At 62.2% G+C, this 20,569-nt stretch carries 16 protein-coding genes; 6 read left to right on the top strand and 10 right to left on the bottom strand.

The window, feature by feature from the left end:
- Nucleotides 1–374: hypothetical protein (locus KY459_16045; protein MBW3566220.1), on the top strand; the 374-nt coding region annotated here is incomplete at its 5' end.
- Between the two features lie 377 nt (nt 375–751).
- Here KY459_16045 and KY459_16040 read toward each other — a convergent pair.
- From KY459_16040 to KY459_16010, 7 genes are all read right to left on the bottom strand, one after another.
- The gene (locus KY459_16040) at nt 752–2,008 is read right to left on the bottom strand and encodes an ArgE/DapE family deacylase (GenBank protein MBW3566219.1); all 1,257 of its coding nucleotides are present in this window, start codon (nt 2,006–2,008) and stop codon (nt 752–754) included.
- A complete protein-coding gene (locus tag KY459_16035) occupies nt 2,001–3,221 on the bottom strand; it encodes a cystathionine gamma-synthase family protein (GenBank protein MBW3566218.1) in 1,221 nt (406 codons plus the stop codon). Before KY459_16035 ends, KY459_16040 begins: the two co-directional genes overlap by 8 nt.
- Nucleotides 3,206–3,814: a hypothetical protein gene (locus KY459_16030; GenBank protein MBW3566217.1), complete on the bottom strand. Its 609-nt coding sequence runs from the start codon at nt 3,812–3,814 to the stop codon at nt 3,206–3,208. Before KY459_16030 ends, KY459_16035 begins: the two co-directional genes overlap by 16 nt.
- A 414-nt stretch (nt 3,815–4,228) precedes the next feature.
- Nucleotides 4,229–5,008 (bottom strand): hypothetical protein, encoded by a 780-nt coding sequence (locus KY459_16025; protein MBW3566216.1) that lies wholly within the window; start codon nt 5,006–5,008, stop codon nt 4,229–4,231.
- Between the two features lie 214 nt (nt 5,009–5,222).
- Nucleotides 5,223–6,464, bottom strand: coding sequence for a right-handed parallel beta-helix repeat-containing protein (locus tag KY459_16020; GenBank protein ID MBW3566215.1), 1,242 nt, complete (start codon nt 6,462–6,464; stop codon nt 5,223–5,225).
- Nucleotides 6,465–6,588: 124 nt separating this feature from the next.
- On the bottom strand, nt 6,589–6,957 hold the full coding sequence (locus KY459_16015) for a VOC family protein (protein MBW3566214.1): 369 nt from the start codon (nt 6,955–6,957) through the stop codon (nt 6,589–6,591).
- Between the two features lie 84 nt (nt 6,958–7,041).
- Entirely contained in the window at nt 7,042–7,407 is a 366-nt protein-coding gene (locus KY459_16010; GenBank protein MBW3566213.1) for a cupin domain-containing protein, read from the bottom strand.
- Nucleotides 7,408–7,673: 266 nt separating this feature from the next.
- Here KY459_16010 and KY459_16005 point away from each other — a divergent pair, with 266 nt between their 5' ends.
- Entirely contained in the window at nt 7,674–8,000 is a 327-nt protein-coding gene (locus KY459_16005; protein ID MBW3566212.1) for a transposase, read from the top strand.
- Between the two features lie 33 nt (nt 8,001–8,033).
- On the opposite strand, the gene KY459_16000 is transcribed toward KY459_16005, so the two are convergent.
- Nucleotides 8,034–10,919 carry a protein kinase gene (locus KY459_16000; protein MBW3566211.1) on the bottom strand — a complete coding sequence of 962 codons (2,886 nt, stop codon included), beginning with the start codon at nt 10,917–10,919 and terminating at the stop codon, nt 8,034–8,036.
- 309 nt (nt 10,920–11,228) lie between these two features.
- On the opposite strand from KY459_16000, the gene KY459_15995 reads away from it, so the two are divergent.
- Nucleotides 11,229–11,450 (top strand): transposase, encoded by a 222-nt coding sequence (locus tag KY459_15995; protein MBW3566210.1) that lies wholly within the window; start codon nt 11,229–11,231, stop codon nt 11,448–11,450.
- A 139-nt stretch (nt 11,451–11,589) separates the two neighbouring features.
- Here the strand turns inward: KY459_15995 and KY459_15990 are convergent, their stop codons facing one another.
- Nucleotides 11,590–11,928 carry a hypothetical protein gene (locus tag KY459_15990; GenBank protein MBW3566209.1) on the bottom strand — a complete coding sequence of 113 codons (339 nt, stop codon included), beginning with the start codon at nt 11,926–11,928 and terminating at the stop codon, nt 11,590–11,592.
- Nucleotides 11,929–12,452: 524 nt separating this feature from the next.
- Here KY459_15990 and KY459_15985 point away from each other — a divergent pair.
- Nucleotides 12,453–16,217, top strand: coding sequence for a hypothetical protein (locus KY459_15985; protein MBW3566208.1), 3,765 nt, complete (start codon nt 12,453–12,455; stop codon nt 16,215–16,217).
- Nucleotides 16,218–16,760: 543 nt separating this feature from the next.
- Nucleotides 16,761–19,088: a S8 family serine peptidase gene (locus KY459_15980; GenBank protein ID MBW3566207.1), complete on the top strand. Its 2,328-nt coding sequence runs from the start codon at nt 16,761–16,763 to the stop codon at nt 19,086–19,088.
- A gap of 204 nt (nt 19,089–19,292) precedes the next feature.
- Here KY459_15980 and KY459_15975 read toward each other — a convergent pair whose 3' ends face one another.
- Nucleotides 19,293–19,697 carry a type II toxin-antitoxin system PemK/MazF family toxin gene (locus KY459_15975; protein MBW3566206.1) on the bottom strand — a complete coding sequence of 135 codons (405 nt, stop codon included), beginning with the start codon at nt 19,695–19,697 and terminating at the stop codon, nt 19,293–19,295.
- Nucleotides 19,698–19,822: 125 nt separating this feature from the next.
- On the opposite strand from KY459_15975, the gene KY459_15970 reads away from it, so the two are divergent.
- Nucleotides 19,823–20,305, top strand: a complete 483-nt coding sequence (locus tag KY459_15970) for a transposase (GenBank protein ID MBW3566205.1) — start codon at nt 19,823–19,825, stop codon at nt 20,303–20,305.
- Nucleotides 20,306–20,569 lie beyond the last annotated feature (264 nt).

Raw genomic sequence — 20,569 nt, 5'->3', positions numbered from 1 at the left:
ACGCCGAGCCACGCTCGACCGAGCATCCCTCACCGCAGCGCAACGTCGACCGGCCCGAGCTCGTGGAAACGGCCGAGACCGCGGCCGCGATGATGGATGCGGACCTCGACGAGATCCGCACGACGCGGGGACACCCCGGAAGGGCGATCATCGCGCATCTGGCCAGGATCGAATCGCTCAGCCGGCTCCGCGAGATTGCGGCGATTCTCGGGCTGCGAAGCTACGGTCATGTCTCGACGCTCGTAAAGCGGGTGGAAACGGACAGAAATCGAATCCCGGGTCTCGCGCACCTGATCGATTCATGCATCACGACCCTCCGCGCGCACGCGCCACCCCTTCCGCCACCCGAAGCTCTCATCCGACAGCCGTTCTGAATCGTCACGCCACGGTCGAGGTATGCCTGAACTCGGCATTCGCGACGTCATTCCGAGCCGCTCGGCCGTCTCGACGCCACTTTTCGAACGCTCGTACGAGCAACAAGCGCCGATTGTGCACCTGGATCGGCTTCTCGTGCATTACCTCCGCGTCCGATTCGCGCGACTGAACCGAATAACGAAGGTGTGGCCCTATATTCACTCTATATTCACTATATTCACTGAGTGACTTCCTCGAACTTCCGGTCGACCTTTTGTTCGAGATTCACCACCGCTTCCGCGATGGTTTCGATCGTCTGGTCGAGACCCTCGGCAACCCATCGAAGTGCTTGCGCGTTTCCTCACCAGACTGCTCGATCAGTCGCTTCAACTCAGAGTCATCCATACGTGCGGCAGAATCGGAGGATCGTCAGGGCGAGCGTTTTCGTGGCGGCCTCGAGCTCGGCGATCGGAACCGATTCGTCGGGGGCATGGGCGGTTCGTACGTCGCCGGGGCCGAAGATGACGGCGGGCGTCTTTCCCCGGTTGACCAGGAGGTTCATGTCCGCTCCGTATGGCATCCCCTGAATCCGCGTGGTCTGGCCGGTGATCGCGGCGAGTGAATCGGACAGTGTCGTGACCAGAGGATCGTCCGCGGGAATGCCGGCGGGCTCAAAACGCGCGCCCCACCATTCGACGGTCGGCGGCTGCTCCCGCAACCAGGGATCCCGCTTCGCTGCCGTTGCGATCGCGTTCTCCAGCTCCTCGCGCGCGTCGTCGCAGCTCTCGCCGACGCCGACGCCGTAGCGTCCTTGCAGCACCATCGCTTCGGCGACGGTCGAGGCCCACACCCCACCGTAAAACCGGCCGACGCAGATCGGGTAAGGGAGCTCGGTGTCGGCGAAGAGCGGATGCCGCAGCCTTTCGTTGCGCCGCCGCTCGAGACCTCTGAGAGCGTCGAAGATCAGTCCGAATTTCTCGAGAGGATCGACTCCCTCCGTGCGAAGGGCGCCGTGAGCAGCTTTGCCGGGGATCGTGATCCTGAAGCTCAGCGCCCCGGCCTGTGCCGGCGCGACGATGAGTTGGGTCGGCTCGAGGACGATCGCCCCGTCGCCAGTGTGCCCGCGCACGATCGCCGCGAGGGTGCCGAGCCCGCCATCTTCCTCTCCGGCCACGCTCTGGATCGTTACCGAGCCGTGGAGCTCGACGCCGCAGATCGTAAGCGCCCTGACCGCATGGATCGCGCAGGAGAGCCCCCCTTTCGTGTCCGCCGCACCGCGACCGTAGACCCTGCCATCGCGCACGGCCGCTCTGAATGGTTCCGTCGTCCAGCGCTCGATCTGCCCTGCCGGAACGACGTCGACGTGACCGTTCAGGATCAGGGTCGGCCCTCGATCTCCACCGCGGGTTCCGACCACGCCGAGGGCGCGGGCGCGCTCGATCTCGGCGCTGTAAAAGGGATCTCGTTCGAGGGCGGGGATGTCGATCTCCCAGACGTCGGTCTCCATCCCGATCTCTTCGAGCAGCCGCGCCACGTGCTGCTGGATCTCGACTTCACGACCGTCGCAGCTCTCGAATGCGATCAACTCGCTCAGCGTCTCGACGAGGCCGTCGAGGTCGATCGCGTCGACGACGGATTGCTCCAGTTCAGTCATCGACTCGACCGAGGCCGTCCAGGGCCTCTCGCAGGTCCTCGATCAGATCCTCGACGTTCTCGATCCCGACCGAATAGCGCACGAGGCTCTCCGGGATGCCCGCCGCGGCACGCTCTTCGGCCGAGAGCTCGACGTGACTCGTCAGCGCCGGTGGACCGGCAAGCGTCGCGACTGACCCGAGGCTCGCGCCACGGTGCGCGAGCCGCAGAGAGACGACCAGCTGTTCCATCGCTGCGAATCCTCCGCGGAGAGAAAACGCCAGCACACCGCCGAAGCCGCGCATCTGGCGCTTCGCGATCTCGTGGCCGGGATGGTCCGCCAGTCCCGGGTAGAAGACCGACTCGACCGCCGTGTGCCCGGCGAGAAACTCGGCGATCGTCTGCGCACTCCGGTTTTGTCGCTCGATCCGGAGCTCGAGCGTCCGGATCCCACGTGTCAGAAGGAAGGCCGATGTCGGATCGAGTGTCGCGCCGTTGATCTCCCTGAAGTGGAAGATCGATCGGATCGACTCGGCGGATCCGCAAGCGATTCCGCCCATCGCGTCGGAGTGGCCGCCGAGGAACTTCGTCGCGCTGTGGAGCACCAGATCGGCTCCGAGCTCCAGCGGGCTCTGGTTGATTGGTGTCGCGAAGGTGTTGTCGACGACGACGGTGGCGCCGGCGGCGTGTGCGGCCTTTGCAAGACGTTCGATGTCGACGATCTTTAACGTCGGGTTGGTCGGACTCTCGAGGTAGAGCAGGTTGCAGCCGCGCTCGATCTCCTGCTCGATTTCGTCGTGATCGTCGGTCGTACAGAGCGCGACGTCGATGCCGAAACGGGGGAGGAACTCGATGAAGATCTTGTTCGTGCCGCCGTACGTGTCCCTGATCGTGACCACGCGGTCGCCGGGAGAGAGAAGGGTGAAGAGAGTGTTGCTGATCGCCGCCATTCCGGTCGAGAAGCTCGTCGCCGCCTCGGCACCCTCGAGCTCGCGCATCTTCGACTCGAACACGTCGAGGGTCGGATTCGTGTTTCGCGAATAGATGTGCCCCGGCTTCTCTCCGACCGCGACGGCTCGCCACTCGTCGAGATCGTCATACGCGAAGGTCACACCGTGATAGACCGGGGCGACGGTCACACCTTCAGGATTTCGGTCCGCCTCGCCGCTCCAGACCGCGCGCGTCGATCGGCCCCACTTCCCGTCAGTTCGTTTCGATTTCAAGATTGCCCCCATCGAGTTAAACACGAATGATGTTCGACTGCGGATCGTACTTCACATCGAGGGGGGGAGAACTCAGGTCGTATGCCGAAGAGGTGCTCGTTGCCCTTGACCGCGTAGGAATGGCGGACCTCGCGCAGCACGGAGTCGAGGAGCGTCAGGCACCACTGGCGATCGAACAGATGCTCCGGCGTTTCGGAGTGAGAGAGAGATCGCGCCAGCCGCCGCTCGGCAGAATCGGTGTCGATCGGGATCATCGTCGCGGCGCCACCGCGTTTGATCGCACGCGTCCGATCCCGCTCGTCGGACAGAAAGCGCTGGCACGCCGTCAGGAGAAAGGTACGAAACCGCCCACGGTTGCGGTCGGCGTCCGAGATCCAGTCCTTCTCGATGAGTCGTGCGAAAAATGCCTGCGTCAGATCTTCGGCATCCTCGGGTCGGTGGCCCTTCCGTCTGATGAAGGCGAAAACGGGATACCAATACGTGGAGCAGAGCTGCGCGAGAGCTTCTTCGGCCGCTCGACCGTCGCGATCGCCAGCCGCGACCACGATGCTCCAGCGCGTCGTCTCGAAGCGACCGCGGGGGCGCTCGTCAGACGTCCCTGCCATCACTGTTTCCAATCAACCGACGGTCCTGATCTCTGAGAAAACCGCTTCCGGATGACATCGTCGAGCGCGAAGTGCGGGCGGCCCTCCCCGAATCTCCAATGATGATTCCTGCAGTCGATGGCAGACCGCGGAAGAGAGCTCGGCAGCTCTCGAATCTTTCGGCTCCCCCGCGATCCAGATCCAGTTTCGCTGGGCGGAGCGGTGGTGCGGGTCGCCATAAAGTCAGGGTCAGAGCCAGAATTCTAACTTAACCCGGATGATTCATGAGACGTCTACTGCGGAGGCGGAAAGCAGCGCGGCACCAGCGCTGCGCTCGATTCGGCTCCTCGAGATACCGCATCATTCTAACCTGTCGGGAAGGGGGCCAGAGAATACCAACTTTGACCTTCGAAGATGTGGCCCTCTATCCGCCTCTTACGGGACACGCTGAAAAATCAACTCTTCGCCGCCTGGCTGGGAGAGGACAAGGCTCTCGCCGGAGAATCTATATGCATGGGGAGCGCCGCACGCCAGGGCATCGGACCAGAGATACTCCGATGAGGTTGCAACCGCAGCAGTAGTCTCATTAACTGGGATCTCAGGGTAGTCGAGGGAAGACACCGAGAGTGTGATCGAGTCTCCGGAGATGACGAGAACAAGTCGCCAACTTCCCTCGGTCTCGTTCTCGACGTCGGCCGTCCAGGAGCCGATCAACGCCGGCGGGATGTCGCCTGGACGGAGCTCGCGTCGAATGCGACGAGATCTCGCGGCTGCAGCAGCGTCGAAGGTCTCGCCAGCGACTGTGAAGTAGACACAGCGGTCGGGGATCCGGGATACCTCCTCAACTCGCCGAAACGCGGCGACGAAGCCCTCGGGGAGTCTGATCTCGAACCAATCGGAATCGAAGAACCTGATCGGCCGAGGAGTCTCGGGATCGTTGGAGAGGCCGAGCCAGCCACGAAACGCGCCATCATTGATGGCATATGGAGATGCGCCCTTCTGTGATTCTTCGCCAACAAACCAGAAGCGCGCGAGACCGTTGGATCCAAAGTCGACAATGAGGTTGCGATAGCCCCAGGGCGGTACGTCGCGAGGATGCACGCCGTCAACCTGGACCAGTTCCCAGGTACCGACAATTGAAGCCTCCGTAGCTGCCGCCGGCATCGCCTGGAGTACCAGCATGAGGAGGAGCAAGAGTAGGTGTCTCAGCTTCATCTTGACGATGCTCCTATGAACAGAGGGTCATACCTTTTGTTTTTTCGCTTCATCTTCGATTTTGAGCTTTGAGGTTAAGTCCTTCCAATGGCGCTCGTGGGATTACGAGCGGATTCTATTCAGTTCCCGCCTCCGTCTGATGCGCTACGTTTCCCGGCCGTCTGCCGAACGACAGTCCCCTCGCTCCCCGCCGACACCCACACGGGCGTGCCGTTCACCTCGTCCACGAGACCCAGCAGTACCCAAACGCCAGGTCCACCATTCCCGCCGACGGTGAGCCCTTCCTGCTCCTCCGGGTCGTGGCGGGCCGGACCTCGATCTCGTTGTCCACGATGCGGGTGTCCGTGACGTGCGCGGCCTCAATGCCAATGCCCACGGCGCCGGTGATGCGATTGGCTTCCACGCGCACGTCGGAAATGCGCCCCCCGGACAGCGCGTCGGGCCATCCGCCCTCCGGCATCCAGTGTTCGCCCCAGGTCATCAGGCCCTCAGCCACGAGTCGCTGGGCATTGAAGAGCCGGATTGCCGGTGCAATGGCGAGCCGACCGGCCTGGTCGCCCCCGTCCGGCATTCGGACCGGGCGCATGAAGATCTCGTTGTCACGTACCTTGATGTCGGAACACACACTGCCCGGGTCCTGGGGGAAGACCGCAATCGCCACGGCCTCCGTGTGACCGTCGATCCGGTTGTCCTCCACGATCATGGAGGAACACGCGCCATCCTCACCGAGCGGGCGGATTCCGATCGCGACACCCGCATACCCGAACGGCACCCTCTCCGGCTCGGGAACCGAGATGTCGTTCTCCGTCACGTGGATATTGCGGCCGCCAATCGCAACCGCATGCCACACGTTGCGGAACACATTTCGCCGGACCCGCACGGTCGAGTCCGCATCCAGAACGATTTGAAAGCTGAACCCGTCATGAAACGAGTTGTCCTCGACCACGTGCCCACCGGTGAAGGAGGCGGAGCGTCCCTGCGTCTCGCTCTCCGTCGCCTCTCGGATACTGAGCGCGAGGCTGAATGACTCGAAGTGGAGATCCGAGACCCGTTGCGCCTCCGCCGCGAGGACGAAGCCGTCGCCGCATGCCTCGGAGAATTCGGAGAATGCGCCAGCAGGGAGGGACCTGCGCTGCTTCCGCGAGCACCCCAGCAGCGTCGTGCCGTCGGGGTCGCCCCTAAGTGCGACGCCCGGCGTGCGAAGCACCAGGCCCTCGCCGCCTACGACGTAGGCCCCGGCCGCGAACACGACCGTGCCGCCGGGCTGCACCGCGTCGAAGGCAGCCTGGACGTTCTCCCGGTCGGTCACCCGCTCACCTGTAGGCGCGGCGACACGAACGGTGTCGGCGGGCGTAGTCACAGCCATCCGCGCTTCCTGCGCATGTGCGAGCGAAGCCGTGGCCAGAAGCAGCGCCGCCCCCACCAAGGTGCGATTGAGCCGAAAACCTCGCTTCATGGTCTTCCTCCGTTTCTGGCTGTTCCAGGCGGCATAACGGATCTGCGGTTCACCGGCGCGGGCGACGCGCAGAGCGTGAAAGTAAAGGTAGCACGGCCGACCCCGCGTCCGGTGCAACCGCTTGTTAGCCGCCGGTCGCTGGCTGCAGGAGCTCGAGTCGGTTGCCGAACGGATCCGTGACGTACACCCTCTGGAAGCCCGGCAGAGGCTCGTCGCTCTTGACCTCGTACCCAGCTGCTGCGCACTTCTCGGAGAGCGTAGCGACGTCGGAGACTAAGAATGCAGGATGAGCTTTCTTGGCCGGGCGGAAGTCGTCCTCTACGCCGAGGTGTATTTCTGCGTGCCCAGCGGTAAACCAAGCACCTCCTCGCCCGGCGAGATTTGCCGGTTTGGCACGCTCGGTCATTCCGAGCACTTCGCTGTAGAACGCACGTGCCTGCGCTTCAAGACCTCTTGGCATCGCGAGTTGTACGTGATGAATTCCAGTAATCATCAGGGTAAGTCCTAGGCGCATAACGAAAAGCTTGAGCGCCGACGTAGCGAGTCCGTCTCGAAGCGATTGTTAGCCGTCATATAGCTATACCCAGGCGTCATTCGGTGCAGTCAGCGCACCGCCGGTGTCGCCTGTATTTACAACACCCCGAGGTTCGATAACCAGAGCGTGGCACTCTCGGGTTGCTCGCGTAATGTGCTCCACGCCTTTGGAAACGACAAACATTTCGCCAGCGCGGATGGTGACCGCACCATCACGGAGTCCGATTTCCATTTCACCCTCTAGCACAATAAACACCTCGTCAGTGTCTTTATGGTCGTGCCATACGAACTCGCCCTGGAACTTCACGAGCTTGAACTGGTACTCGTTCATTTCGGCGACGACGCGCGGCGACCAGTGTTCGGAGAATTTCGCGAGCTTCTCACGGAAGTTGATGGGTTGCTTTGTCATTTCAGCTCTCGGCTTTTCACCTGGCGGCTAACGGTCAGCGCTGAGCGGCTGCGTCCGACCCAGCAACGTTGAAAATAGAGTAGCAGAACGCGATGGAAACGAAATAGGGGCCACACCTTCGTTATTCGGTTCCTCGCACATTTTCGAGCTCGAGAGCATTCTACTCCTCGTGGAGAAGTGTCACGAAAGTTTCCATTCCGAGGGAGAAAAGCGATCACTTCGGGTAACGGTTGGACTTTTTCCTTTCACCGAGGGATGGTTTCTCCATGGCTCGGCCGCTCAGACTCGAACATCGCGGTGCTCTCTGGCACGTGACATCGCACGGCAACAACCACGAAATGATCTTCCATGATGGTGACGACCACGAGTCGTTCCTCGGCATCCTCGCCGGTGTCGTCGCGCTCTTCAACTGGGACGTCCATGCCTGGGTCCTGATGGGCAACCACTACCACATCCTTCTCTCCACGCCCGAGCCGACGCTCTCCCGCGGGATGCAGCGGCTCAACCAGCGCTACGCGCAGGATTCCAACCGGAAGTACGACCGATGCGGGCATCTCTTTCAGGGACGGTTGACTCCTCATTTCCGTCGGTGACCCCTGTCCATAAAGGTCGGGGTCAACTCCGCTTCAGCGCGGCGCCGTCCTTTGCACGGGTCCCATCCACTGATCGGTCCAGGCGAGGATTTCCCTGATGACGTCGTTGAACTCGGTCGGAACGTGCCCTCCGTCGAATACCACATGCTTCTTTTTCGATGTCCCGATCATGTCGAAGAACGGCTTCTGCGCCGACTCCACCGGAAGCGTAAAGTCGTAGCGGCCGCCGATGAGCAGCGTCGGCACCTGCAGCCTCGGCAGGAAATTGTGAGGCTGGGTCTCGGGCGGCCGCTCCGGTGTGAAGTAGGCTGGATAGAAACCAGTTCCGAAGAGAACCGACGATCGGAACCGCGGATCGAGCGTCGTCGCCAGCGCTCCCACACTCGCACCAAGACTCAGCCCATAATAACCGATCCTCTGCGGGTCGATGTCGCTTCTGCTCTGCAGATAATCGAGAGTTCTGCTGATGTCTTTCACTTGCTGGATCCGCAGCTCGCGCGCGGCATTCTGTCCCTGCGGTGGCGCGACCTGGCGCTCGTAGGTCCCTTTGTAGACGGGAAACACCAGCACTCTTCCGCTGCGGATGTAGAACTCGACCATCCGCAGCCAGAGGTGCCGGCTCGACTTCATGACGGTAGCGTCGCTGCCCGGAAAGTACAGGATCGTCTGGTAGGGAGGCTGCGCGTTCTTCGGGATGAAGACGTAAGTTGTGATTCGCTCGCCGCCGTACGCGGCGTCGAACGAAACCCGCTCCTTTCGCCAGCCGTCATGCGTATCGTCGATTTCCTCGGTCCGCTCGGTGAGCGGCAACCGGTCATACGCGAACGCACCCGCAATCAGCCGGAAGGTGGCGTCATCCACCGGCGGAGGAATCTCGAAGGTGTCCGGCCGGACATCCTCCTTCAAGGCCTCGGGAACGGGCGCTGCGATCGACATCAGTCGCATGCCATAGCCTGCCCTGCGTGACAGAGGATCCTGCGCATCGAGCTCGACATAAGAGTAACCGGGATCGAGCCACGAGCCGCCGAGCGCATAGCGTCTCTGGTCGACGGCATTGATGCACCATTCCCTCACGTTCCCAGCCATGTCGTACGTGCCCCAGTGCCCCAGCCCTCCGAGGGATCCCACCGGCACGACACCCTCCCCTTCGAAGTTACTCAGCGCCAGCACGTCGAAAAAAATCCCGTCATTCACCGCGGCTCGCTTCCAGTGGAAGACGGTGGGAAGAGTCTTGCCTACGAAGTCTGCATACGCGACCGCTTCGTACCAGCTGATTCCCTCGACGGGATGGTTCTCCTGTCCCTTCGCAAAACTGCCCAGCTCCCATCCGGCTGGCCCCGGTTGTCCCGTCCGATCGACGAAGCCGCTCACCGTCTCGTCCCACGAGAGTGTCTCTTCCCCTCGAGTGAAGGGATCTTTCCAGAGCTCCCGCCGCCCGTATCCCCCTCCGTCGACAAACTTCTTGAACTCGGCGTTGGTGACTTCGTACTGATCGATCCAGAAGTCAGGCAGGGTGACCGTCCTCCCGGCGATAGTGGATGGGCCGCCCCCAACGGGAACCATTCGCGCATGACTCTCGTCCGGACGGTAAAGACGGAAGAACCGCGCCTCACCTTCAAAGCCGGGAGCGGTCTCGCTGGTGATGTAGCCATCGAGCGAAATGCGATAGCGAACCAGGGGAAACGGGAGGTCGACAGAACGAAGAGGGGTCCGTCCGATGGAAACCCACGGTGAGTCGGCATCACCGCGGTAGGAACGGATCTCCACCTCTGCCCCCGGCGGCTCGCTCTCGATCGTCACCGGTTTCGTCAGATTCGTCCACGCCTGTTGAACTTGTGAGTCGTCGGGTGCGATGGCCCTCGCGCGCTTCGCGAGCATGAAGGCGGCGACGGGATCGTCACTGTCCATCAGCCGCTCGATCTCCGCCGGCGCCACATTTCTGGCCCAGCGAATCTTCGAGTCATGCCGCCACCAGAGGGCGGTGAGAATCCCAACGATCAGCACGGCCGCGACGACTGTTCCGATCAGCAGCGGGGGGCCGCGCCGGCTGATCGCTGCCGGCCTCTCGAACAGACTGCGTCGCAGTTCGAGCAGCGCCGCGTGAATCTCGCCACCATCCGCGAAACGATCCGCCGGGTCCTTGGCGAGACAACGATCGACGATCTGCTCCAGCACGGCAGGAAGATCGTCTCTGACTGACGACAGCGGCGGTGGCGAATCACGGAGAATCGCTGCGAAAGTCGAGGCCGGGGTACTCGTTCTGAAAGCTGCCTTGCCGGTCAGAATCTCATAGAAGACGACGCCGAGCGCAAAGACGTCGGAGCGCGCGGTTGCCCTCTCGCCCTCAACCTGTTCCGGCGCCATGTAGCCGATGGTCCCCATCATTGCGCCCGCCCTGGTGAGTGGACCGCTCCATTCGACTGTCGCATCCTCCGAGCTCGTGGAAGCCTCAGGCCGCATCAGACGCGCGAGTCCGAAATCGACCACTTTGACCACGCCGGAGGTCGTGAGCATCACATTTGCCGGCTTTAGATCGCGATGAATGATCCCCGCTGCATGGGCGGCTCCCATCGCGCTCGTGATCTGCAGCGCGATGTCGAGAAAACGCTCGAGGTTCAACGGATCCCGGACGACCGAAGAGAGGGAAGCGCCGTCGATCTCCTCCATCACGATGTAATGGAGAGAGCCCTCCTGCTCGATCGCATGGACGGTGACGATGTTTGGATGATTCAGAGACGACGCGGCGCGCGCCTCCTTGAGGAAACGCCGCACGCTTTCGTCGTCCGCGGTCGTCTCAGGAAGGATCTTGATCGCGACGTCGCGCTCGAGACGGCTGTCGCGTGCCTGATAAACCTCACCCATCCCGCCTTTTCCAAGGCGAGCCTCAATCGTGTAGTGAGAGAGTCTTCGTCCGATCATCGAGGAGATTCGAAGTATCGACGCCAAGTATGGTAGCGCTTGAAGGCTCCCGCGAGCATCCTGGTGCGAGGGTCACACCTTCGGTGCGAGGGGTGCGAGGGTGCGAGGGGTGCGAGGGTCACACCTTCGTTTTTCCGTCGGGTGAAATGGGGCCACACCTTCGTTTTTCGGTTCGAGACGCATTTTCCGGCTCAAAACGGATTCTACTCCTCGTGGAGAAGTGTCACGAAAGTTTCCATTCCGAGGGAGAAAGGCAACCAGTCCCATCAACGGTTGGACTTTTTCCTTTCACCGAGGGATGGTTTCTCCATGGCTCGACCGCTCAGACTCGAACATCGGGGCGCTCTGTGGCATGTGACATCACGCGGCAACAACCGCGAGATGATCTTCCATGATGATGACGACCGCGAGTCGTTCCTTGGCATCCTCGCCGGAGTCGTCGCGCTCTTCAACTGGCGCATCCACGCCTGGGTTCTCATGAGCACCCACGGGGTAATGGGAGCCACACTTTCTTTTTCGCCCCGAGGCTAGGAATGCGTATCGGGAGCTCGTGCACCGCAAGATCGGATCGACGAATCGACCTGGAGTCATCTCAAAGGCCCGATCTACGGATCATCTACGGATCAGCTCAGGCGGCTGTTTCATGCGCCTGAGCCGACTCCAGACGCCCTCAATGGGCCGTTTTGATCAGCTCTACATCATCGACGACCATTTTCCAGATGTCGCCGTCTTTGTAGGGCGGCTTGCTGACGACAAAGGTTGTTGCCATCGGCCCGATACCTACTTCGAAGTTGTCTCCGGTGAAGCCTTTGAGCGGGCCTTCAAGTGAGGTGGATGCCCCACCCTTGAGTCGCTTGTATCGAACTGACCCGTCCTCGGTGATCAGGAGGTACATGGTCTTCTCCTGCCATTCGCCAACGTAGGCAGATTTCTCTGGAGGAACGGGCTTGCCGCACCCGATCAGGGAACCCACTAGAGCCAGCAGAACCAGCAGCTTCGTGAACTTCATGTATGACCTCCCTGTTGATGTTGCCTGACGTTCGATTCGAAAGCGACTGGCGGATGTGAGCCGCCTGACGGACCAGCGCTTCAGTCGCGCAGCCGCACGCGAAATTGTAGCGCAATCGCGAGAGCGTCGGCGGGGAGTGCCCCTCCAGAGTCCGACGGTCGTGCAGAGTGCGCGGCTCCTCTGCGCACGCGGTCGCGCAGAGAATGACGCAGGCGCCGAGGCCCTGGACCAAAGACCGAGCCCTCCTGCTCCAAAGCGTGGAATCGACAAGCTGCAGCTCCATGGTGCCTCCTCGCGGTTGATGTTTCGAGAGACGCCTGCCGGCCACAGCCCGGACGGTCAGACCGCTGAGTATAGAACGAGAAGAGGCGATTTCGACCGGGTCGGGGCATCGGATGGCTGGACGAATTTATGGCTCTGACAGTAACATCTCTTTTACCTTACCCCTTGGCCGGCAGGTCCGGGGAGCAGAGGCCTCATGTTTGGCATAAGGCCGAGTCATTCATAATCGGGAGAACTCTCAAATGCTACGAACAATCTGCCTCGGTGCCTTACCGCTGTTTTTCACCTTTGCCACGATGGCCGTCGATGTCCGCGAGAAGGAACTTGCGCTGGACTCGAAGACCCTCGTTCTTCCGGCGCTCACTCCGAATTACGACCAGGCGCTGGTGGATCTGTATCTGGAGGATCCCTCGTGGAAAGCTTGGAATGACGCGCACGGCGGAAACTGGGTCGCGCAGCACGACACGCTGACGGGACACCCGCGCCGCGTCTCCGGCGGTGCTCTGTCGTGGTTACCTGGACGGGCGAACTCGCTGACGGGGTCCGTGAGTGAAGGCGATCTCGAGCGGGTCGCCCGCGAATTCATCGCGAACAACCAGTCGGTCCTCGCGGCCGGCAATGAGCGGCTGCGCTTCGTGGACGAGGGCGCCGATCCGGGACGCGATGCTCGCATGCGCTACGCGATCTTCGAATACGCGATCGACGGCGTCCCGGTCGAATATGGACGACTGATATTCGCCGTGAACAACGGCAACATGATCTACTGGCACTCAGCCAACATCGCGGACGTTCCGGCCGTGACGAGCCCGTCGATCACGGCGGAACAGGCGCTCCTGAACGTGCTCGCCTATATCGAAGTGCAGGCCGAGGACGTCGAGGTCGTGCAGGAGCCGCGTCTCGAGCTTCTGCCGCGGAATACCACGGACGGAGGGCTGCTGAGTTACCAGCTCGTCTATGAGCTGCGATTCCGCGTCGATGGCGGAACCGCCACCTGGGTGGCCTACGTCGACGCGATCGACGGCGTGGTCATCGGATTCGGTGACTCCAACCGATACGCAGCCTGCCCCACCACTCCCACCGGTCGCGTCACGGGCGGGATCCGACCGGCCGAAGCGACCGACGCGGAAGTAGTCCGCTCGTTCCCACTGGTACGCGTCGATTCCGGCGCCACACCCCTCAGTTCGAGCTGGAACGGCCTCTTCACATTCGGTGGCGGAACTGTCTCCTCCGAGTTGAACGGCACCTTCTTCGACGCCAACTGCGTCGATTGCGTCAAGTCCGACAGCGATCCCGTTCCGGGATGGCAGCCATTCGTCTCCTCATCGTCGCGGCGCCTCGATTTCGGCACCGGCGGATACGACCACGTCACACTCGGCTCCGGCGACTCCGAGTCGACGACGATCTCGTACGGGAACGGCACCTCGACCCCGGCAGATCGCACCGCCTTCTTTCACACCAACGTCGCACGCGCGATGGCGCTCAAGTGGCTCGACCTGCCGTGGCTGTACTCCACGGTGCCGGTCAACGTGAACATCAACGACATCTGCAACGCCTTCTGGAACGGCGTCAGTGTGAACTTCTTCAAGAAAGGGACGATCGTCCGCTCCAGCGGGAACATCGACTGCAACAACACGGGAGAGATCCGCGACGTGATGCAGCACGAGTGGGGTCACGGCATCGACTACAATGACGGACAGCATCCAGGCTACGTCCTCGGCCTCGGCGACTTCGCCACGGGCGAAGCGGTGGGCGATCACATCGCGCTGTTCGTCGATCACGACTCGTGTGTCGGACAGTCGTTCTACAACCGTTTCCACGGCCCCTACGTCACCGACCCCGACACGGTTTCAATCCGCCAGTGCGACGGCGTGCGCAACGTCGATGAGCTCCGCTCCAGTCGCGGCACGCTCTCGATCTCGAACGTAAGCACCAAATGTCCGCCGCATCCGTATTACATCGGCCCGCTGCTCCGCCAGGGGCACTGTGAAGGGCAGATCTGGGGGCAGGCAGCGTGGCATCTGGTCGAGAGTCTGATGAGCGGCACCAGCTACGGAACGGTCGAGCTCGACTCGAACAAGCAGTACGTCACTTACGAGGGTGATCCGCTCCCGGCCGGTCCGGACGGTTCTCCCAACGGTGCCGTCGATCGGGATGAGGCGTGGACGCTCCACGAGCGGCTCTTCTACGAATCGCGACCGCTCGTCGGTTCGTATGCTCCCTCACGACATCAGGCGATCGGCGCCTCGACCTACGACGCGTATTTCGTAGTCGACGACGAGGGTGACGGTCTCTCCAACGGAACACCACACGGCGCCTACCTCAACGACGCATTCGTCCACCACGGCATGGAAGAGTGGGGAGCTCCGGGCGGCGTTCCCGCGTACGGTGACGCGAAGAACTGCGCGGCGATTGCAACTCCCGCCGTGAGCCTCTCGCAAGGCGTCGACCCGGACACCGGAACGCCGGCTGTAACGATCTCGTGGAGCGCCGTCGACGGAGCCGCCCACTACAGCGTCGTACGCACCGAGCGCCGGCACGACGTCTTCCTGGAGGTCGGCCGCTCCGCGAGCGCCGGTTCGGTCGTCGATGCCGGTGTCGATAACGGCGTGACCTATACCTACCGGGTCGTGGCGACCGGAGATGGCGCATGCTACAGCTCGTCACCCGCGGGGCTGGCGACGATCACCGTCGAGCAGCCCGACGCACGCTACCGCTCGGTCAGCGTCACCGATTCCCCCGGAGGGAATGGTGACGGAGAGCTCGATCCCGGCGAGAAGGCGCAGCTTTTCATCATCATCGCCAATGAGGGATTGACGGGGCTGACGAACGCGCAGGCCACCCTCAGCTCGGTCACTTCAGGCGTCACGGTTGCGAATCCCGCCACCCGCAGTTACGGTTCGATCGAGGCCGGGGGATCAGCCGGGCCCGACAAGTCGTTCCGTGTGACAGTCGACCAGGATGCGCTGCTCTGCGGCGCAACGGCAAACTTCATCCTGGAGATCACCTCCGATCAGGGATGCTTCCTCGATACCTTCAGCATGCCGATCGGCGACGACAGCACCGGCTGCGTCGTCTTCCGCGACGTGAATGCGCAGCCCACAGCGGTGCGGCTCGCATCCGACAGCGTCGACAGCTCCTGCGGCGATGGCGACCTGGTGGCGGATCCGGGAGAGACGGTCGAGATCCACGTCGACGTGAACAACAACGGCACCAAAGACGCGCATGGCGTCGAGGTGACCCTCTCGGTCGATCGCTCCTACTTCACGTTCCTGACCTCCAGCACCGTCGATCTCGGAACGATCCTCGGCTCTGCGGCGGAGACGAAGACCGCGACGTACACGCTCGCGGTCTCCAGTGATGCGCCGTTCAACGACACGGCGACCTTCACCGCCTCGGCCACCGCCAAGGGGCAGTCGTCGCCGAACACCCTCAGCGAGACCGTGGCCGTCAACCGCGACGAGGTGCTGACCACCTTCTCCTACGACTACGAGTCGGGAGCTCAGGGGTGGACACCGTCGGAGGCCGAAACTGGATGGATTCTGACGAATGGAGTCCAGACGGGCAACGCGACGACCGTGTGGTACTCGCAGTACGCGCCGAGCACCTGCCTCACGCTCACATCTCCTTCGTTCGAGTTCTCCGACACGTCGGCGATCGTCTTCGATCTCGCGTACGTCAGTGAAAACACCGACGCCGCCTGGGACGGCATCGACGTGCAGGCGAGCGTCGATGGCGGCAACACCTGGATCAAAGTCGAGCCGGGCTACCCTGCACTGTCGTACGGCTCCGGCTGCATTCCGAAAGACTCGCCGATGTTCTCCGGGTACAGTCCGCTCATGGCGCGTTATACGGCCGATCTCTCGCTGCTGGCGGGATACACCGGGCAGATCCGGTTCCGCTGGAGTGCTGATCCTCTCGTCGAAGCGACCATCGTTGGTGGAGCATGGGTCGACAATGTGGATGTCAAAGACGTGGTGACCTCGGTACCGAGTGCATCCTGTAACTGACGACGATTCGCTCTGCCCTCCCACGCTGGGAGGGCAGAGCATGCTCCGGCGGAGGCGCAGCGGACAGCCGGCGGTAGCGCCGGAGAGCGCAACCGCCGGTGGATTGAGCGGTTATACAAATGCCAAAGTGTCTTAGAGAAAACCGAAGTGTCATTCCGATGGAGCGGCTTCATCACCTGATCCCGCACCGCGGGATGGGTGGGGAACGTCAACAGCACCCACCACCAGATTCCTCCTCCCCGCTTCGCGCGTCTTCGGAATGACCTTCATCGAGACTTCTTCCTTTCCGAGGCTTTCTTGACGTACCGAGGCTCCTGCCGAGCCGAAAGGGGAAACCGAGGGTGAGGCTGAAGAGGCAGGAACCGTCGAATCCGCTTTGCGGAGTAAAGTTAACTTTCCAGCTCCGACGTTAACTTTACTCGGCAGAGGGCTACTGAGGACTTTCCCGTATCGGCGTATTTTTTGCTTGGCGAGGAGCTATCGAAGGTCTGCAAACTGCCCAGTTCAGAATCCGATTCAGAAGCCGTATAGGAGGAGCCACGAATGATTCATCTCAACCCGCTGACGCGCACCATGGCAGCGCTCTGCTGCTCGGTGTTTCTCACGCTGGCCTTTGCCGCCGAGGCGCAGGCCGGAGATCGTTATCTCGTCCGCTATGAGAAGGGAGCGAAAGACCAGGTCCTGTCCGAGCTCGGAGCGGACGCGATCATTCACCACGAGTTCGATGACCTCGGGGTGCTTGCCGCCACGTTACCGGCAAGTACGGTCGAGACGCTGCTCGGCCTGAGTGTGGTGCTGGACGTCGCTGAGGATCCGATCCATCACCTCTTCGGACAGACGGTTCCCTACGGAATCGACCTCGTGCATGCCCGGGACGAATGGGACGCGGACCGGGACGGAGTGCTGGACGAAGGTGCCGCGACCGGCGCAGGAGTCCGTGTCTGCATCACCGATACCGGAATCGCTGCGGCGCATGAGGACCTTCGCGACCTGCAGATCCTTGCCGGGCGGAGCTGGGTCGACGAAGACTGGGCCGACGATCGGCAGGGACACGGCACGCACGTCGCCGGAACTGTGGCGGCCATGCACAACGATCTCGGCGTCGTCGGCGTCTCTCCCGGCACGGTCGAACTGCTGATCGCGGACGTTTTCAACGATGCTGGTGAGGGACAATACAGCTCGACGATTCTCGACGCGGCGCGGTGGTGCGCCGATCAGGGAGCCGACATCATCAGCATGAGCCTCGGAGGGAAGATCGGTCTCCTTAGTGACGGCTATCAGGCGATCTACGATCGGGGCGTCCTGATCGTTGCCGCGGCAGGAAACGACGGTGTGCTGGTGTTCAACTATCCGGCGGGATACGAGTCGGTGGCCTCGGTCGCCGCGATCGATGCGAGCGAGGAGGTGGCGAGTTTCTCGACGTACAACACGGACGTCGAAGTCGCCGCGCCGGGCGTCGCCGTACGAAGCACCTATCCCCACAGCAGCAGCCTGGTCGTCTCGGGTGGTCCGCGCTACGAAGCAAACCCGATCGCGAATGCCGACCCTGACAACACCTCGATCACAGGAGCTCTCGCGGATGGCGGCGACTGCAACACCACCCCCGGCTCCGCTGATCAGTGGGCAGGTCAGGTGGTCCTCTGCGAGCGGGGTGGTGCCACGTTCCGCTCGAAAATCGACAACGTCGCCGCCGGAGGAGGCGCCGCCGCGGTGATCTACAACAACACCGAAGGCAACTTCAACGGTACCTACGGTGATCCCTGCTGCTCGGCAATCCCGGCGGTCAGTCTTTCGCAGGCCGATGGGCATGACGCCCTCGCGTTCGTGGGTGGCGAGGGGACCGTCAACGTGAAACAGATCGTCACGAATGCCTACGCTTCCCTCTCCGGCACGTCGATGGCCACCCCACACGCATCAGCAGCGGCAGCGGTCATCTGGAGCGCCTGCCCATCGCTGAGTCACGATCAGGTACGGGCGCATCTGTCCGCCACGACTCGCGAGTCGCAGGCCGATCTGCTGGCCGGCCGCGATGCCTTCTATGGCTTCGGAATCGTGCAGGTCAAAGAGGGTGTCGATGCACTGAGCGATGGAATCAATGAATACGATCCTTCGACCGGAAACGGTGACGGGAACTCACCCGCGAACGTCGAGTGCAGCGTAGCCGCCGGGGCGAAGGCGAACGGCGGCGGGTGGCTCCACGGAATTGACGGGCGACTGAACTTCGGCTTCGACGTCGAAGCGACGAGCTCCGGCGGAGCCGGCTCCCTTAGCCTGAACGACCACGGTCGCGAGCTGCGGATCAGCATGTCGCAGATCCTTTCCGTCTCCCCGCTCGACAGCGACTGCGGTACGGTGCCCGCTGGCTCGAACTCGGTGGAAATCGTTGGCGAGGGGAGCTTCGATGCCCAGCCGGCGAGCTTCCGAGCCTGCGTCGCTGATGCAGGAGAGCCGGGAGCCGGAGGCGACCGGTTCTACCTGGAGTGCACGAGCGGCTGCGCTTACGACACGGCCCAATCAGCCGTCGACGCGGCGATTGACGGCGGCAACATCGACGTCGAGACGACCGGCACGAGCGACAGCTCCGGTAGCTCCTCGACGGTCGTGCTCGACCCCGTCCTTCTCGACGAAGGCGTCGCCGGGACGCTCCAGGTATTCACCGCGCGGGTTTACGATGGGGCGCGGAAACTGATGGACGGAGCAACCGTCACCGTGGTCCAGCGCACCGCCGATGGCGGAACGAGCAGCTTCGAAGCGGTGACCGATTCGTCCGGTGAGGCGCTGCTGACTCTGACTCTCCCGCTCGGAAGTGCGGAGTACCAGGCAGTCACCGGAACCACGGAATCGAACTTCGTCGAAGTCGACAGCGAGTAGTCGCAGCAGGCGGCACCGGCCCGGCGGCACCGCCGCCGGGCCGGCAGGCCCGCATTTCCTTAGGTAAGGAAAAGGCGCCACAGGAACGACATCGATCGCTCGCAAACATCGCTGCTCGTGTACAGAAGTCCGTCCTCGCCCCAATCATCCCGCATTCCGGGTGCGACCCCGACCTTATCGTCATAGCCGCAGGCGCCGCTGACGTCACAACGCGAGCACCAGACGAAGACCTTGATCGAGCCGATGAGACAACGACTCGTCGAATCGACCGATCCGCTCCGTGAGAAGTGACTTCGACACCGTGAGGAGCTGAGAGATATTCACGACGGATTTTCGGGGCAGGCCGGCACGCCGTCGTGGAATCACGACGTTGCCTGGCGCTTCGCCGAGGCTCAGATTGGAGGTGATGGCGGCTACGATCAAGGTCTGTATCCGACTTTCGTTGAATTCGTTGGATTGGACGATCACGACCGGACGTCGGTATCCGGGGAAGAACCGTGAAGGGGGAATGAGGGTCAGTGAAGGGGGAATGAGGGTCACACCTTCGTTTTTCGGGGAATGAGGGCCACACCTTCGTTTTTCGGTTCGACACGCATTTTCGACACGCATTTTCGGGCTCAAAAGCATTCTACTCCTGGTGGAGAAGTGTCACGAAAGTTTCCATTCCGAGGGAGAAGAGCGATCACTTCGGGTAACGGTTGGACTTTTTCCCTTCACCGAGGGATGGTTTCTCCATGGCTCGACCGCTCAGACTCGAACATCGTGGCGCTCTGTGGCACGTGACATCGCGCGGCAACAATCGCGAGATGATCTTCCACGACGATGACGACCGCGAGTCGTTCCTCGGCATCCTCGCCGGAGTCGTCGCCCTCTTCAACTGGCACATCCACGCCTGGGTCCTGATGGGCAACCACTACCACATCCTTCTCACGACTCCCGAACCGACGCTCTCACGCGGAATGCAGCGGCTCAACCAGCTGTATGCACAGGACTCCAATCGGAAGTACGACCGCTGCGGGCATCTCTTCCAGGGACGGTTCAAGGCGCATCTGGTCGACGAGAAAACCTTGCGGGCCGGGATGGTCGAGCGCCCCGAGGACTACCGCTGGTCGAGTTACCGTGCGAGTGCGGGGCTCGAGCGGGCGCCGCGGTGGCTCTCCGACTCGATCGTTCGCCACTTTCATCGGGATCTCCCCGAGGCCCGGAATGGGGAATGAGGGCCACACCTTCGATTGTCGGTTCGAGATGCATTTTCGGGCTCAGTCGCATTCTACTCCTGGTGGAGAAGTGTCACGAAAGTTTCCATTCCGAGGGAGAAAAGCAACCACTCCCGGCAACGGTTGGACTTTTTCCCTTCACCGAGGGATGGTTTCTCCATGGCTCGACCGCTCAGACTCGAACATCGTGGCGCTCTGTGGCACGTGACATCGCGCGGCAACAATCGCGAGATGATCTTCCACGACGATGACGACCGCGAGTCG

The sequence above is a fragment of the Acidobacteriota bacterium genome (assembly GCA_019347945.1).
Taxonomy (GTDB): domain Bacteria; phylum Acidobacteriota; class Thermoanaerobaculia; order Gp7-AA8; family JAHWKK01; genus JAHWKK01.
This window is presented reverse-complemented; position numbering and strand designations above follow the sequence as displayed.